We start from the raw sequence: 15,583 nt of genomic DNA on the forward strand, positions 1-15,583 counted from the left end.
CGGCGCTGCCCCCTCCGGACCGCTCCCGGACCGCGCTACTCCTGGCCCTCGCCGGTGATGAGCCGGGCGATCATCAGCGCCACCAGGATGATCGCGCCGTAGATGGCCTGGATCCAGAAGGACGACACCTGCGCCAGGGTGAGCAGGTTCTCCAGCATGCCCAGCAGCAGGACGCCCAGCAGCGCCCCGGCCAGGGATCCCCGGCCGCCGCTCAGGCTGATGCCGCCGATGACGGCGGCGGCGAACACGGTGAAGATCAGGCCCTGTCCCTGATTGGCGTTGATCGCCCCGACCCGCCCGGCGATCACCAGACCGGCCAGCGCGGCCAGGGTCCCGCCGATGACCAGAACTCCCCAGGCCACCCGCTCGACCCGGATGCCCGCCGCCCGCGCCGCGGGTGCGTTGCCGCCCACCGCGTACACCGCGCGTCCCAGCCGGTGGTAGCGCAGCACCCACCCGGCGCCGGCGAAACAGGCGCCGGTCACCCACACGGAGACGGGGACGCCGAGCCAGGTGTCGGACCCGAGGGCCAGGAACGCGGCGGGGGCGTCGAACAGGGTCTTGCCCGACACCATGCCGACCAGGACCCCGCGCAGCACGATGTTCATCGCCAGGGTCACGATGAAGCCGTTGAGCTGGAGCTTGACGATCAGCAGCCCGTTCACGGCCCCGATCAGCGCCCCCGTGAGCGGAATGATCAGCAGGCCGGCCCAGGTGGGCAGTTCGCTGCCGAACCCCGCCGAGACGGCCGGGATCACGGCCATGAAGCCGAGGGCCGGGGCGAGCCCCGCGATCGACTCCAGCGAGAGGTCCATCTTGCCGCTGATCAGGATCATCGCCTCGGCGAGCACCAGCAGTCCGAGCGCCGAGGAGGCGCTGAGCACGTTCAGCAGGTTGTCCCGCTCCAGGAAGCTCTCGTTGCTGACCGCGCCGATGACCAGCAGCAGGAGCACCGCGGGCAGCAGCGCGAGGTCGTGGATCCGGCCCAGGGCGATGGTGCGGACGGGACGGTGGACCGCGGTGGCAGGCCCGCTGCCGGGCGTCGGGTCGCCTTTGGTCGGGCCGTTGACCGGGTCGGTGTTCGGGCCGTCGGCCGGGCCGTTCGGCGCGGTGTCATTCATGGCCGGTGCCGACCCCTTCGATCGAGGCCACCAGTTCTTCGTCGGTCCAGCCGACGGTGAACTCGGCGGCGAGAGAGCCGTCGAACATCACCAGGACGCGGTCGCAGCTCCGCAGGTCCGCCAGCTCGTCCGAGACGACGAGCGCCGCGCGTCCCGCGGCCCTGGCCCGGTCGACGACCGCCAGCAGCGCCCGCTTGGACTGCACGTCGACGCCCGCCGTCGGGTTGATGAGCACCAGGACCGCCGGGTCGGTGGCCAGCGCCCGGCCCATGACGACCTTCTGCTGATTACCGCCCGACAGGTCCTTGACCGGCTGGTCCGGGCCGTCCGTCGTGATGTCGAGACCGGTGATCGTCCGGCGGGCGAAGGCGTCCCGGGCCGGGCGCGAGATCACGCCCAGCCGCCCCAGCCGGTCCATGATGCTCAGGGAGGCGTTCTCGGCCACCGACAGTTCCGGTACGAGCCCTTCGTGGTGCCGGTCGCGCGGCACGCAACCCACGCCCGCCGCGAGCGCCGAGGGGACGCTGCCCGGCCGCGTCGGACGGCCGAGAACCTCGATCCGCCCGCTGTCGGGCCGGTACAGCCCGGCCAGCGCCTCGGCGACCTGATGGCTCCCGGAGCCGGCGAGCCCGGTCAGCCCCACCGTCTCGCCGGACCGGACGGTGAAGCTGACGTCGGTGAAATGCGGGCCGCTCAGCCGGTCCACCCGTACGGCCACGGGCGCGTCCGAGGGCTGCGACCGGGTCGTACCGGAGCCGGGGACCGCGGCCGTGCCCCGCCCTCCGGTCATCGCCTCGATGAGTTCGGTCCGGCCCAGCTCACCCACCGGCGCCGTGGTGATCCAGCGGGCGTCGCGGAAGACGGTGACGGCCTGACAGACGGCGTAGACCTCCTCCAGATGGTGGGAGATGTAGAGAAAGGTGATCCCGGCCCGCTGCAACCGCCGGACGTGGGTGAACAGGCGGTCGATCGCGCGGCTGTCCAGCTGGGCGGTCGGCTCGTCCAGAATGATGAACCGGGTTCCGCGGGAGATCGACCTGGCGATCTCCACCATCTTGGCGTCCTCGACGGTGAGCCGGCCGGCCGGCACGTTCTCGTCGACCTCCACACCCCATTCGCCCAGCAGCTCGCGGGCCGCCGCGCGCATCCGCCGCCAGCTGATCACCTGGCCCCGGACCCTGGGCTGGCGGTTGACGTACAGGTTCTCGGCGACCGTGAGATCAGGGATGATCGTCGACTGCTGGTAGACGCAGGCGACCCGCCGCTGCCACGCCTCACGGTCCGCCGGGGCGGGCGCGGGTTCGCCGTCGAACAGGACGACGCCGCGGTCCGGCCGCTGCATGCCGGTCAGGATGGCCACCAGGGTCGACTTGCCGGCCCCGTTACGGCCGACCAGGGCGTGCGACTCCCCGGCCCGGACGGTGATCCGCGCATCGTCCAGGGCCACGGTGGGCCCGTAGCGCTTGTGGATCCCGTGGGCCTCGGCCACAGCGCGGCGGCCGGTGCCCTCGGCACGGGGGTCGGTCGGTGACGTCCGGTTCATCGCGGTCTCGCTTTCCTGAGGGCCCGGGCAGACGGTCCACCGGGTGTCAGGAGCTCTTGCCGATCCGGTTGCCCCACAGGGACGCGTCGTCGACGTTGTCCTCGGTCACCAGCGGTGCCGGGAGCTGGTCCTCCAGGATTCCGCTGGGCAGCCGGACGACGGTGCTGTCGTGGTCGGTCGGGCCCGGGCGGAAGGTCTCGCCCTCCATCGCCCGCTTGATGTAGTAGAGGCCGTACTCGGCGTACTGGTCGGCCGGCTGGGAGACGGTCGCATCGATCTGGCCCTTGCGGATCGCGTCCAGCTCCTGCGGGATGCCGTCGTTGGAGACGATCACGATGTGCCCCGGGCTACCGGCCGCCACCAGCGCGTCGTGCCGACGCAGCGTGCTCAGCGTGGGGGCCAGGTACACGCCGCCGGACTGCATGTAGATGCCCTTGATGTCGGGGTTGGCGGTGTACAGCGCCTCCAGACCGGCCGCCGCCCGTTCCGCCTTCCAGCCGGCGGGAATGTCCAGCACCTTGATGCCTGGGTAGTTGTTCTTGACGCACGCGCTGAACGCCTCCGACCGGTCCCGCCCGTTGACCGACGCCAGGTCGCCCTGGATCTGTACGACCTTGCCCGTCTTCACCGCGTCGCCGATCTGCCGGCAGGCCTTCTCCCCGAAGGCGCGGTTGTCGGCCCTGACCACCATCGCGACCTTGCCCTTGTCCGGCGCCACGTCCACGGCGACCACCGGAACGTCCTTGCGCTGCGCGGCATTCAGCCCGGCGACGATCGCCGCGGAGTCCAGCGGGGAGACGACCAGGCCCTTCACGTCCTGGGCGAGCAGATTCTGGATGTCGGTGATCTGTTTGCTCGGATCGGAGTCGGAGTTCACCGTCTGCAGCACGCGGACGTCCTGGGCGGCGGCCTGCTCGGGGATGTAGGAGTCGTACGACTCCCAGAACGGTGAGGTGAGCAGCGGCAGGACCACTCCCACCTTGCCCGAAGCGGTGTCGGTGGTGCTGCTCGTGCCCCCACCGCAGGCGGTGACGGCCGGCCCGCAGCTCAGTGCGAGGGCTGTTCCGGCAGCGGCGATGCGTCGCTTCATGGTGCTCGGCTCCGAGTAGGTGGCGGTCAGTGGGGGGTCAGTGGTCGTTTCACATCAGTGGAAGGAGTCCGGGTGTCTGCGGATGCCCTGCATCCCTCCGTCCACGGCGAGTGCCGTCCCGGTGGTGGCACCGGCCAGCGGCCCGGCGAGATACGCGATGGCGTCCGCGACCTGCTGGGCGGTGACCAGGCGGCCGGTGGGCTGGCGGGCGACGAGAGCGGCGCGTTCGGCCTCCGGGTCGTCGGAGTGTTCGAGCAGCCGACTCACCCAGGGGGTGTCCACGGTGCCCGGGGTGACGCAGTTGACCCGGATGCCCTCGCCGATGTGGTCGGCGGCCATCGCCAGGGTCAGCGCGAGCACGGCGCCCTTGCTCGCCGCGTACAGCGCCCGCTGCGGCAGCCCGGCCAGCGCCACGACCGAGCAGGTGTTGACGATGGCCGCGCTGGGGGACCGGCGCAGATACGGCAGTGCCGCCCGGCTGGTGCGGACGATGCCGAGCACATTGACGTCCAGCACGTGGTGCCACTCGTCGTCCGGGTTGTCCTCGACGGTGCCCTGGGCGCCGATGCCGGCGTTGTTGACCAGCACGTCCAGGCCTCCGAACAGATCCGCCACCCGGCTCACCGCGTCGGCCACCGATACGGCGTCCCCGACATCGGCCTGTACCGGGTGCAGCGAAGCGGGCCCCAGCACCCGGTCGAGCACCGCCACCCGGCACCCCCTCGCGGCCAGGGTCTCGGCGGTGGCCAGGCCGATCCCGGACGCACCGCCGGTGACGAGCGCGGCCAGCCCCCGGAACTCCTCCCCGGTGTTCATGCCGGGGCGCCCTCGGTCGGGGGCAGGTCGTACGGGACCTGCCAGGCCGCGCCGCCGGGGAACGCGTACGCGGCGAGCGACTCGGGCCGCATCGCCGAGCTGAAGCCGGGGGCGGTCGGGGCCGCGTACCGCCCCCGGACGATCACGGCCGGGTCGAGGAAGTGCTCGTGCAGATGATCCACGTACTCGATGACCCGGTCCTGGACGGTGCCGGAGACGGCCAGATAGTCGAACATCGCCAGATGCTGCACGAGCTCGCACAGGCCCACCCCGCCCGCGTGCGGGCACACGGGGATCCCGAACTTGGCCGCGAGCAGAAGGATCGCCAGGTTCTCGTTGACTCCCCCGACCCGGCAGGCGTCCAGCTGCAGAAAGTCGATCGCGTCCGCCTGGAGCAACTGCTTGAACATCACCCGGTTGTGCACGTGTTCGCCCGTCGCCACCCGCACCGGCGCCACTTTCCGGCGGATCTCCGCAAGACCGAGAATGTCGTCCGGGCTGGTCGGCTCCTCGATCCAGTACGGGTCGAACTCCGCCAGCCGCCGGACCCACCCGACCGCCTCCTCGACCCCCCAGCGCTGATTGGCGTCCAGCGCCATCCGCACCCCGGGGCCGATGGCCCCCCGCGCGGTACGGCACCGCCGCACATCGTCGGCCAGGTCGGCGCCGACCTTGAGTTTGATCTGCCGGAACCCGCTGTCCACGGCCTCCCGGGCCAGCCCGGCGACCTTGCTGTCCGGGTAACCGAGCCAGCCGGGGGACGTGGCATACGCCGGATACCCCTCGGCGAGCAGCCGTGCCTCCCGCTCCTCCGTCCCGCCCCGCGCCCGCCGCAGAATTCCCAGCGCCTCATCGGGGGTCAGCGCGTCCTCCAGATAGCGGAAGTCGATCAACGCGACCACCTGCTCCGGCGCGAGGTCGGCCAGCAGCTTCCACAGCGGCTTCCGCTCCCGCTTCGCGTACAGATCCCATACGGCGTTCACCACGGCCCCGATGGCCATGTGCACCACGCCCTTCTCCGGCCCCAGCCAGCGCAGCTGGCTGTCACCGACGAGCGAGCGGCAGAACCCTCCGAGGTCGGACAGAACATCTCCCAGCCGCAGCCCCACCACATGCGGGCGCAGCGCCTCGATCGCCGCCACCTCGACCTCGTTGCCCCGGCCGATGGTGAAGCAGAACCCGTGCCCCTCCAGCCCGTCCCCGGCATCGGTGCGGACGATCACATACGACGCCGAATAATCCGGATCGGGATTCATCGCGTCCGACCCCTCGAGCCGACGGGACGTGGGAAACCGGATGTCATAGGCGTCCAGCGCCGTGATCCGCCCCCGCGCCCGGTCGGGCCTCATGGCAGGCGGCTCATCGACGTCATCGGGAGGACTCCACGGAATCAGGCCTGACGGCAGGCTTGGATACCCAAATGACTGTATATCGCCCAAATGACCCGCGCGCATCGCCGCACGACTGTGTCTACGAGGCCTGGCCTCCATCGCAACCAGCACTGCCGCCAGGCGGAAAACAGAACAGCGGCTCCCCGAAGGAAGCCGCTGGTCAAAGGTGGAGCCGCCTTCGGGATTCGAACCCGAGACCTACGCATTACGAGTGCGTTGCTCTGGCCATCTGAGCTAAGGCGGCGCGCCGTCCGCACTATGGTGCGATCAGCAACGCCGGTAAGTCTACACAGTTTCGGAGGGTGCTCCGCACCGGCCACAGAGGGGTGCGTTACGGGCCCGGCCGAGGCGGCTATGAGCAGCGCTTCCCCCTCGTCGGCGGGGTCCCCCGGAGGAGGTAGGCGTCGATGGCGGAGTCGATGCAGACACTGCCACGACCGTACGCGGTGTGACCGTCGCCCTCGTAGGTGAGGAGGCGGGAGGAAGTGAGCTGGGCGGCCAGGGCGCGGGCCCAGCGGTACGGGGTCGCCGGGTCGCGGGTGGTGCCGACGACCACGATCGGGGCGGCGCCCTTCGCGGTGATGCGATGCGGCTCACCCGTCGCCCGCACCGGCCAGTACGTGCAGTTCAGCGAGGCCCAGGCCAGGCCCTCGCCGAAGACGGGGGACGCCTTCTCGAACTCCGGCAACGCGTCCCGCACCTGGTCCGGTGAGCTGAACGCCGCGGGGAGGTCCAGGCAGTTCACCGCCGCGTTGGCGAACATCAGGTTCGAGTAGCGGGCGTCGGCGTCCCGCTCGTAGTAGCTGTCGGAGAGGACCAGCAGCCCCGCGCCGTCGTTCTCCTTCATCGCCGAGGTCAGCGCCTCGCGCAGCTGCGCCCAGGCGCCCTCGTCGTACATCGCCGCGATGACCCCGGTGGTGGCGAGGGACTCGCCGAGCTTGCGGCCGTCCACGTCGCCCGTGGGGATCGGCCGGGTATCGAGCTTCTCGAAGAACGCCTTGAGGTGGGTGCCGACCTCGCCCGCCTTCGTGCCCAGCGGACAGTCCGACTGCTGCACACAGTCCCGTGCGAACGACTGGAACGCCGTCTCGAACCCCGCCGTCTGGTCGAGGCTCGTACGCCGCGCGGGCAGGGACGGGTCCATCGCACCGTCCAGGACGAGTCGGCCCACCCGGTCCGGGAAGAGGCCCGCGTACGTCGCCCCGAGGAACGTTCCGTACGACGCCCCGACGTACGTCAGTTTCTCGTCGCCCAGCGCCGCCCGCAGGATGTCCATGTCCCGCGCCGCCTCGACGGTGGACACATGGCGCAACAGCTCCGGCGAGTCGGCACCGCACCCCTCCGCGAACTTCTGGAACGCGGCGACGAGTTCCTCGGTCTCCTCCTCGTCGTCGGGTGTCGTGTCGGTCTGCGTGTAGGCGTCCATGTCGCGCCCGTCCAGGCACTCGACGGGCTCGCTGCGGGCGACGCCGCGCGGGTCGACCGCGACCATGTCGTACCGGGCACGGACCTCGGCGGGGTAGCCGATCCCGGCGTAGGCCTGGAGATAACCGATCGCCGAGCCGCCCGGCCCGCCCGGGTTCACCAGAAGCGAGCCGAGCGCCTTGCCGGAGCCCGTCGCCTTCTTGCGGGCGACGGCGAGGCGGACGTCACCGTCGTCCGGCTCGTCGTAGTCGAGCGGTGCCTTCATCGTGGCGCACTCGAAACCGGGCACCCCGCAGCTGCGCCAGCTCAGCTTCTGTCCGTAGTACGGCGAGAGAGCGGCCGGCGTGGCCTTCGGCAGCGCGGCCAGCGCCGCCGCCTCCGCGGCCGAGCCGGCGGACCCGCTCCCCGCGGAGCAGGCGGACACGACCAGCGCGGCGACGGCGAGAAGGGCACCGCCGGTGCGCGAACGCCGGTGACGCGGCGGGGCGATCGGGTGTGCCGGGCGGAGACTGGGCCTGATGTGCATCGACCGAGCGTAACTCTGCGCAGCCGCTCGATTGCCCTCCGTGCACCTTGCGGCTCGTACGAGGTACCTGGTCAACCTCCTGTTGATCGTTCGCGGGAGGTACCGCGGTTCGGTGACTCAGCCCGCTCTGAGCGCCATCGTCATCGCCTCCACGGCGAGCAGCGGCGCCACATTGCGGTCGAGGGCGTCCCGGCAGGCGGCGATCGCCTCGATGCGGCGCAGCGTCGACTCCGGGGAGTTGCCGCGGGCCAGGCGCTCCAGAGCGTCCTGGGCGTCCTCATTGGCGATCGCCACCCGGGAGCCGAGCTGGAGGGCGAGGACATCGCGGTAGAAGCCGGTGAGGTCGGTCAGGGCGAGGTCGAGGCTGTCGCGCTGGGTACGGGTCCGGCGCCGCTTCTGCTTGTCCTCCAGGTCCTTCATCACCCCCGCCGTACCGCGCGGCATCCGACCGCCCGGGGACGCGCCCATGGCCGTCTTCAGCTCCTCGGTCTCCTTGCCGTCCGTCTCCTCGGCGAGCACCTTGGCGTCCTCGGCGGCCGCGTCCACCAGCTCCTGGGCGGCCCTGAGGCAGCCGCCGATGTCCTCGACGCGCAGCGGCAGTTTGAGGACGGCGGCCCTGCGCTCACGCGCGGCGGGGTCGGTGGCCAGCCGCCGGGCCCGGTCGACATGCCCCTGCGTGGCCCGTGCGACGGCCGCGGCCACGGCGGGCTCGATGCCTTCCCGTCGTACGAGAAGGTCGGCGACCGCGTCGACGGAGGGCGTCCGCAGATTGAGGTGCCGGCAGCGGGAGCGGATGGTGGGCAGGACGTCCTCGACGGACGGGGCGCACAGCAGCCAGACGGTGCGGGGGGCGGGCTCCTCGACGGCCTTCAGCACCGCGTTGGCCGACTTCTCGTTCAGCCGCTCGGCGTCCTCGACGAGGATCACCTGCCAGCGGCCGGTCGCCGGAGAGGTGTACGACTTGCGGACGGTGTCCCGCATGTCGTCGGCGAGGATCTGCGTGCCGACGGCGGCGACGGTGGTGACGTCCGCGTGCGTGCCGATGAGTGCCGTATGGCATCCGTCGCAGAACCCGCACCCGGGGATCCCGCCGAGCGCGCGGTCGGGGCTCACGCACTGCAGCGCGGCGGCGAAGGCCCGCGCGGTCTGCGTCCGGCCGGCCCCCGGCGGACCCGTGAACAACCACGCGTGCGTCATCTTCGACGCCTCGGGCGGCGGGGCGCCGGTGGTGGCCGCGGTGACGAGCGCGTCGGCGTCCCGAGCGGCGGCTCCGAGCTGCTCGCTCACCTTCTCCTGGCCGACGAGGTCGTCCCAGACGGTCATGGGTGGTGCCGCCCTTTCGTCACGGTCGGGGGTGCTGGGTCCATTGTGCGGGCCGGCACTGACAACAGGACTTCGTCAGGGGACCGGGGGGCCTGCCTCAGCCCCGGCGTCCACGCCCCCGGCGCCCACGCTCGTCGCCGAAGTCATCACCGTCACGCGGGCCCAGCAGCTCGTCCGCCAGCGACGGCAGGTCGTCCAGCGGCGTCTCCTCGGCCCAGTCCGAGCGGGCCCGCCGCCGGGGCGCCCCCGTCTCGTCGACCTGGGGCATCTCCCGCGTACGGCTCTCGGTCCCGTCCGGCCCCGCCTGGTCCTCCCGGAAGTACCCCGGCGGCACCCGGTCCGCGGGAGTCTCACCCGGCACCGGCGGCAGCACGGCGGTCTCGTCCGCGGCACCCGGCACCACCGGCGGCAGCACAGCCGTCTCGTCGGCCGCACCCGGCACGACGGGAGGCAGCACAGCCGTCTCGTCCGCGGCCCCGGCCGGCGGCTTGGGCAGCTCGGCCGTCACCTCGTTGTCGGCGGCCCCTTCGGCCTTCTCGTCCCGCACCGGCCGCAGCACGGCCGTCTCCTCCACCGGCCCGCCCGACGCGTTCGTCGGCGTCACCACCGGCGTGGGCACGGTCGCCGCCTCCGGAGGGGCGACCGTGCGCGGTGCCGGCTTCTTCGGCCCAGCCTCCGCGGCGGCCGCGGCCTGCTCGGCGAGCCGTCGCGCCTCCTCGGCCCGCAGCAGCGCCTCCTCGGCCTTGCGCTGCTTCTCCACACGCCGCGCCTCGGCCTCGGCCCGCAGCCGCGCCTCTTCCTCGGCCTGCTTGCGACGCCGGTCCTCCTCGACCTTGCGCCGCGCCTCCTCCTCGGCCCGCGCCTTCTCCTCGGCGAGGAGCCGAACCCGCTCCTCCTCGGCACGCTTGCGCGCTTCCTCGGCCCGCAGCCGGGCCTCCTCCGCCTGCCGTTCGGCCTCGCGACGCTGCGCCTCCTCCAGCTCGCGGCGCTTGCGCTCCTCCTCCTCGGCGCGCAGCCGCTCCAGCTGCTCCTGGCGCTCGCGCTCCAGGCGCTCCTCCTCGGCCTTGCGCGCGGCCTCTTCCTCGGCCTTGCGGCGCGCTTCCTCCTCGGCCTTGCGCCGGGCCTCCTCCTGCTCGCGGATCTCCTGCTCGGAGAGCGGCAGAAGCTGGTCGAGCCGGTGGCGCACGACGGTCGTGACGGCCTCGGGCTCCTGGCCCGCGTCGACGACGAGATAGCGCCCGGCGTCGGCGGCGGCCAGCGTCAGGAACCCGGACCGCACGCGCGCGTGGAACTCCGCCGGCTCCGACTCCAGCCGGTCCGGCGCCTCGGTGAACCGCTCGCGGGCGATCTCCGGGGACACGTCGAGGAGCACGGTCAGGTTCGGCACCAGCCCGTCGGTCGCCCAGCGGTTGATGCGGGCGATCTCCGTCGGCGACAGGTCGCGGCCCGCCCCCTGGTAGGCGACGGACGAGTCGACGTACCGGTCCGAGATCACGACCGCGCCCCGCTCCAGCGCGGGCCGCACCACGGTGTCCACGTGCTCCGCGCGGTCGGCCGCGTACAGCAGCGCCTCCGCGCGGTGCGAGAGCCCGGCGCTGGACACGTCGAGCAGGATCGAGCGCAGCCGCTTGCCGACCGGCGTCGCCCCCGGCTCGCGCGTCACCACGACCTCGTGGCCCTTGGCCCTTATCCACTCGGCGAGCGCCTCGGCCTGGGTGGACTTGCCGGCCCCGTCGCCGCCCTCCAGGGCGATGAAGAAACCGGAGGACGCAGGCGCCGTCACCGGGTCGTCGCCGCCCAGCAGCGCGTCCCGCAGATCGTGCCGCAGCGGCACACCGGAACGGTCGTCGACCTTGGCGAGCACCAGCGCGGCCACCGGCAGCAGCAGTGCGCCGATCAGCATCAGCGTGAACGCGGCGCCGCCGTGCGCGAACACGAACTTGCCGCTCTCCAGCCGGTGCGGCCCGATCAGCGCGGCGATCAGCGGGGCGATCACCGCGCCGAGCGCGACGAAGACCCGTACGACCGCGTGCAGATGCTCGGTCGTGCGCCCGCGCCGGTAGTCCTCGGTCTCCTGGTCGAGGAGCGTGTGCCCGGTGTTGGCGGCCACGCCCGCGCCGGCACCGGCCAGCGCGACGATCAGGATGACGGTGGTGACGTCCGGGACGAGGCCGGCGGCCAGCAGCGCGACGCCGGTGAAGGCGATCGCCAGCGCGAGCAGTCGGCGGCGCGAGAGCGAGACCAGCACCTTGGGCGCCGTACGGATGCCGACGACGACCCCGCCGGTCAGCGCCAGGACCAGCAGGCCGTACGTCACCGGGCCGCCGCCCAGGTCCTTGGCGTGCAGCACGGCCACGGCGACGGCGGCGGCGATCGCCCCGGCGACGGCCGCGGAGGCCAGCACCAGCAGCGGAAGCACGCCGGTGCGGCCCATGTCGACGCCGCTGCCGGTCTTCGGGCGGCGCATGCCCTCCAGCGGGGAACGCGCGCGTGGAGTGCGGATGTCGGGCAGTTCCAGGAAGGTCAGCACGGACAGGGACGCGGCGAACAGACCGGCCGCGACATACGAGGCGAGGGCCGCCTGGTGCTGGGCGAACCAGTCGATCCCGGCGCCCAGAAGATTGTTGACCAGCGAGGCCGCGACAAGTGCGGCGGCCGCGAGCGGGATCGCCACGAAGCCCGTACGCAGCGACAGGCGGCGCAGCGCGTCCATGTGGTCCGGCAGCGGCCGTACGGTCGCGCCCTCCGGCGGCGGGGCCGGCAGCAGGGCGGGCGCCGCGCTCTCGCGGCACACCGTCCAGAAGCGCTCGGCGACTCCGGTCACGAAGGCGGTCACCAGGAGGACCGCCAGTGCGTTGTCCGACGTCCAGTCGATCCACAGGGGCGCGACGATCAGTGCCAGCGTGCGCACGGCGTCCGCGCCGACCATCGTCCAGCGGCGGTCGAGCGGCCCCTCCGGCGAGGTGAGCGACGTCAACGGGCCGAGAAGCACCGCCCCGAAGAGCAGCGTGGCCAGAATGCGCACCCCGAAGACGGTCGCCACTGCGAACGCCACGCCCCGGTAGCCGCCGCCGAAGGAACCCTCGGCGATCGCCGCCTGGAGGGCCAGGACGACCAGCACCAGGAGGGCGAGTACGTCGCCGACACCCCCCACCAGCTGCGCGCTCCACAGCCTCCTGAGCTGCGGTCGGCGCAACAGGGCGCGGACGGCGCGCTCGCGGGAGTCCGCGGCAAGGGCGTCGTCGGGGGCCGGGTGGTGGGCCGTTGGCTGCTCGGCTCGCGTCATGCTTTCAGCCTATCGGGCAGCACCGACAGCCTGCGGCGCCCGTCCGAACGTGCGCACGCCCCGACACCAAACCGATGCCGGGGCGTTCGTTTTGCGAACCCGAGGTGAAGGTCCGCGGCGCAACTCAGTCTTCCGACGTAGCCTTCGAAGCCGCCGCCTTCTTGGTGGTGGTCTTCTTCGCCGTCGTCTTCTTGGCGGCCGTGGTCGTCTTCTTGGCCGCGGTCTTGGCGGCCGTCGCCTTCTTGGCCGGGGCCTTCTTCGCGGGCGCCTTCTTCGCCGTCTTCTTGGCGGGAGCCTTAGCGCGCTTCTCGGCGAGCAGCTCGAAGCCGCGCTCCGGGGTGATCTCCTCGACGCTGTCGCCGGAGCGCAGGGTCGCGTTGGTCTCCCCGTCGGTCACATACGGCCCGAAACGGCCGTCCTTGACCACGACCGGCTTCTCGCTGACCGGGTCCGCGCCCAGCTCCTTCAGCGGCGGCTTGGCGGCGGCCCGACCCCGCTGCTTGGGCTGGGCGTAGATCGCCAGCGCCTCTTCGAGGGTGATCGTGAAGAGCTGGTCCTCGGCGGTGAGGGACCGCGAGTCCGTGCCCTTCTTCAGGTACGGACCGTAGCGGCCGTTCTGCGCGGTGATCTCCACGCCCTCGGCGTCCTTGCCGACGACACGCGGCAGCGACATCAGCTTGAGGGCGTCCGCGAGGGTCACCGTGTCCAGCGTCATCGACTTGAACAGCGAGGCCGTACGCGGCTTCACGGCGTTCTTGCCGGTCTTCGGGGTGCCCTCGGGGAGCACCTCGGTGACGTACGGGCCGTAGCGGCCGTCCCGCGCGATGATCTGGTGGCCCGACTCCGGGTCGGCTCCGAGTTCGAAGTCACCGCTCGGCTTGGCGAGCAGCTCCTCCGCGAGCTCGATGGACAGTTCGTCCGGGGCGAGGTCCTCCGGCACGTCCGCGCGCTGGTGGCCCTCGGAGTCCTTCTCGCCGCGCTCGATGTACGGGCCGTAGCGGCCGACCCGCAGCACGATGCCGTCGCCCACCGGGAACGACGACACCTCACGCGCGTCGATCGCGCCCAGGTCGGTCACGAGCTCCTTGAGACCGCCGAGGTGATCCCCGTCACCGTTGCCGGCGACCGCCGCACCGCCTTCGGTGCCCTCGCCGAAGTAGAACCGCTTCAGCCACGGCACGGACTGGGCCTCGCCCCGCGCGATGCGGTCGAGGTCGTCCTCCATCTTGGCGGTGAAGTCGTAGTCGACGAGCCGCCCGAAGTGCTTCTCCAGGAGGTTGACCACGGCGAAGGACAGGAAGGACGGGACGAGTGCCGTGCCCTTCTTGAAGACATAGCCGCGGTCGAGGATCGTGCCGATGATCGAGGCGTACGTCGACGGACGGCCGATCTCGCGCTCTTCGAGCTCCTTGACCAGGCTGGCCTCGGTGTAGCGGGCCGGGGGCTTGGTGGCGTGCCCGTCGACCGTGATCTCCTCGGCGCTGAGCCGGTCGCCCTCGCTGACCTGGGGCAGCCGGCGCTCGCGGTCGTCCAGCTCGGCGTTCGGGTCGTCCGCGCCCTCGACGTACGCCTTCAGGAAGCCGTGGAAGGTGATCGTCTTGCCGGAGGCGCTGAACTCGACGTCCCGGCCGTCGGCGGCGGTGCCGGCGATCTTCACGGTCACGGAGTTGCCGACCGCGTCCTTCATCTGCGAGGCGACGGTCCGCTTCCAGATCAGCTCGTAGAGCTTGAACTGGTCGCCGGTCAGTCCGGTCTCGGCAGGCGTGCGGAAACGATCACCCGAGGGGCGGATCGCCTCGTGCGCCTCCTGCGCGTTCTTGACCTTTCCGGCGTACGTCCGCGGGGCCGAGGGGAGGTAGTCGGCGCCGTACAGCTGGGTGACCTGCGCACGGGCAGCGGTGACAGCGGTCTCGCTGAGCGTCGTGGAGTCCGTACGCATATAGGTGATGAAGCCGTTCTCGTACAGCTTCTGCGCGACCTGCATGGTCGCCTTCGCTCCGAAGCCGAGCTTGCGCGAGGCCTCCTGCTGGAGCGTCGTCGTACGGAACGGGGCGTACGGCGAGCGGCGGTAGGGCTTGGACTCGACGGACCGGACGGCGAACTGCGTCTGCTCCAGGGCGGCGGCCAGCGCGCGGGCGTTGGCCTCGTCGAGGTGGAGCGTGTTGGCGCCCTTGATCTGTCCCAGGGAGTCGAAGTCACGGCCCTGCGCGACACGCTTGCCGTCGACGCTCTGGAGTCGGGCGACGAGGGTCGACGGATCGCTCGAGTCCCCCGCGCGGCCGGTCGCGAAAGTGCCCGTCAGGTCCCAGTACTCGGCGGACCGGAACGCGATGCGCTCACGCTCCCGCTCCACCACGAGCCGGGTGGCGACGGACTGGACACGGCCCGCCGACAGACGGGGCATGACCTTCTTCCACAGGACCGGCGAGACCTCGTAGCCGTAGAGACGGTCGAGGATACGGCGGGTCTCCTGGGCGTCGACCAGCTTCTGGTTGAGCTCGCGCGGGTTGGCCACGGCGGCCTGGATCGCGGCCTTGGTGATCTCGTGGAAGACCATCCGCTTGACCGGGACCTTGGGCTTGAGCACTTCCTGGAGGTGCCACGCGATGGCCTCGCCCTCGCGGTCCTCATCGGTGGCGAGGAAGAGCTCGTCGGAGTCCTTCAGCAGATCCTTGAGCTTCTTGACCTGAGCCTTCTTGTCGGCGTTGACGACATAGATCGGCTCGAAGTCGTGCTCGACGTCCACGCCGAGCCGGCGGACCTCGCCGGTGTACTGCTCCGGCACCTCCGCGGCACCGTTGGGGAGGTCGCGGATGTGCCCGACGCTCGCCTCGACGACGTAACCAGGGCCGAGATAGCCCTTGATCGTCTTCGCCTTGGCAGGCGACTCGACGATGACGAGTCGGCGGCCGCCCTTTGCGGTCTCGCTGGTCGGGGACAACTTCGCTCTTCTCTCCGGTCGACGCTTGGGGCCTCCCCAGGCGCCTTCATCCCGGGGTCGGGTCATGGTGACGCTGCGGAGTGTGACGGTACATCCCGCCCCCGTGTCAAACGGGAAAAGC

General features: G+C 71.7%; 9 protein-coding genes and 1 tRNA gene. All 10 read right to left on the bottom strand.

Going from position 1 to position 15,583, the window contains the following annotated elements:
- Positions 1 to 35 precede the first annotated feature (35 nt).
- The 10 genes from ACWD3I_RS41815 to topA all read right to left on the bottom strand — a co-directional run bounded on the left by ACWD3I_RS41815 (position 36) and on the right by topA (position 15,462).
- Positions 36 to 1,121 (bottom strand): ABC transporter permease, encoded by a 1,086-nt coding sequence (locus tag ACWD3I_RS41815; RefSeq protein WP_365404724.1) that lies wholly within the window; start codon positions 1,119 to 1,121, stop codon positions 36 to 38.
- Entirely contained in the window at positions 1,114 to 2,664 is a 1,551-nt protein-coding gene (locus ACWD3I_RS41820) for a sugar ABC transporter ATP-binding protein (RefSeq protein ID WP_365404728.1), read from the bottom strand. Before ACWD3I_RS41820 ends, ACWD3I_RS41815 begins: the two co-directional genes overlap by 8 nt.
- A 46-nt stretch (positions 2,665 to 2,710) precedes the next feature.
- Positions 2,711 to 3,754, bottom strand: coding sequence for a sugar ABC transporter substrate-binding protein (locus ACWD3I_RS41825; protein ID WP_365404731.1), 1,044 nt, complete (start codon positions 3,752 to 3,754; stop codon positions 2,711 to 2,713).
- A gap of 54 nt (positions 3,755 to 3,808) precedes the next feature.
- Entirely contained in the window at positions 3,809 to 4,570 is a 762-nt protein-coding gene (locus ACWD3I_RS41830) for an SDR family NAD(P)-dependent oxidoreductase (RefSeq protein WP_365404733.1), read from the bottom strand.
- Complete coding sequence (locus ACWD3I_RS41835) at positions 4,567 to 5,919, bottom strand: L-fuconate dehydratase (protein WP_365404736.1); 1,353 nt, start codon at positions 5,917 to 5,919, stop codon at positions 4,567 to 4,569. Before ACWD3I_RS41835 ends, ACWD3I_RS41830 begins: the two co-directional genes overlap by 4 nt.
- A gap of 209 nt (positions 5,920 to 6,128) precedes the next feature.
- Positions 6,129 to 6,205 (bottom strand) — tRNA-Thr (locus ACWD3I_RS41840).
- Between the two features lie 108 nt (positions 6,206 to 6,313).
- The gene (locus ACWD3I_RS41845) at positions 6,314 to 7,912 is read right to left on the bottom strand and encodes an alpha/beta hydrolase (RefSeq protein WP_365404739.1); all 1,599 of its coding nucleotides are present in this window, start codon (positions 7,910 to 7,912) and stop codon (positions 6,314 to 6,316) included.
- A gap of 117 nt (positions 7,913 to 8,029) precedes the next feature.
- Positions 8,030 to 9,235, bottom strand: a complete 1,206-nt coding sequence (locus tag ACWD3I_RS41850; RefSeq protein WP_365404742.1) for a DNA polymerase III subunit delta' — start codon at positions 9,233 to 9,235, stop codon at positions 8,030 to 8,032.
- 97 nt (positions 9,236 to 9,332) lie between these two features.
- A complete protein-coding gene (gene tmk / locus ACWD3I_RS41855; RefSeq protein WP_365404745.1) occupies positions 9,333 to 12,521 on the bottom strand; it encodes a dTMP kinase in 3,189 nt (1,062 codons plus the stop codon).
- Positions 12,522 to 12,645: 124 nt separating this feature from the next.
- Complete coding sequence (gene topA / locus ACWD3I_RS41860; protein ID WP_365404748.1) at positions 12,646 to 15,462, bottom strand: type I DNA topoisomerase; 2,817 nt, start codon at positions 15,460 to 15,462, stop codon at positions 12,646 to 12,648.
- Positions 15,463 to 15,583 lie beyond the last annotated feature (121 nt).

It is taken from the genome of Streptomyces sp. NPDC002817 (assembly GCF_053592055.1).

Coding starts and splice junctions, on each gene's coding strand:
- ACWD3I_RS41815 (WP_365404724.1), bottom strand. CDS start 1,121: ATGAATGACACCGCGCCGAACGGCCCGGCCGACGGCCCGAACACCGAC.
- ACWD3I_RS41845 (WP_365404739.1), bottom strand. CDS start 7,912: ATGCACATCAGGCCCAGTCTCCGCCCGGCACACCCGATCGCCCCGCCG.
- ACWD3I_RS41830 (WP_365404733.1), bottom strand. CDS start 4,570: ATGAACACCGGGGAGGAGTTCCGGGGGCTGGCCGCGCTCGTCACCGGC.
- ACWD3I_RS41820 (WP_365404728.1), bottom strand. CDS start 2,664: ATGAACCGGACGTCACCGACCGACCCCCGTGCCGAGGGCACCGGCCGC.
- ACWD3I_RS41850 (WP_365404742.1), bottom strand. CDS start 9,235: ATGACCGTCTGGGACGACCTCGTCGGCCAGGAGAAGGTGAGCGAGCAG.
- tmk (WP_365404745.1), bottom strand. CDS start 12,521: ATGACGCGAGCCGAGCAGCCAACGGCCCACCACCCGGCCCCCGACGAC.
- ACWD3I_RS41825 (WP_365404731.1), bottom strand. CDS start 3,754: ATGAAGCGACGCATCGCCGCTGCCGGAACAGCCCTCGCACTGAGCTGC.
- ACWD3I_RS41835 (WP_365404736.1), bottom strand. CDS start 5,919: ATGAGGCCCGACCGGGCGCGGGGGCGGATCACGGCGCTGGACGCCTAT.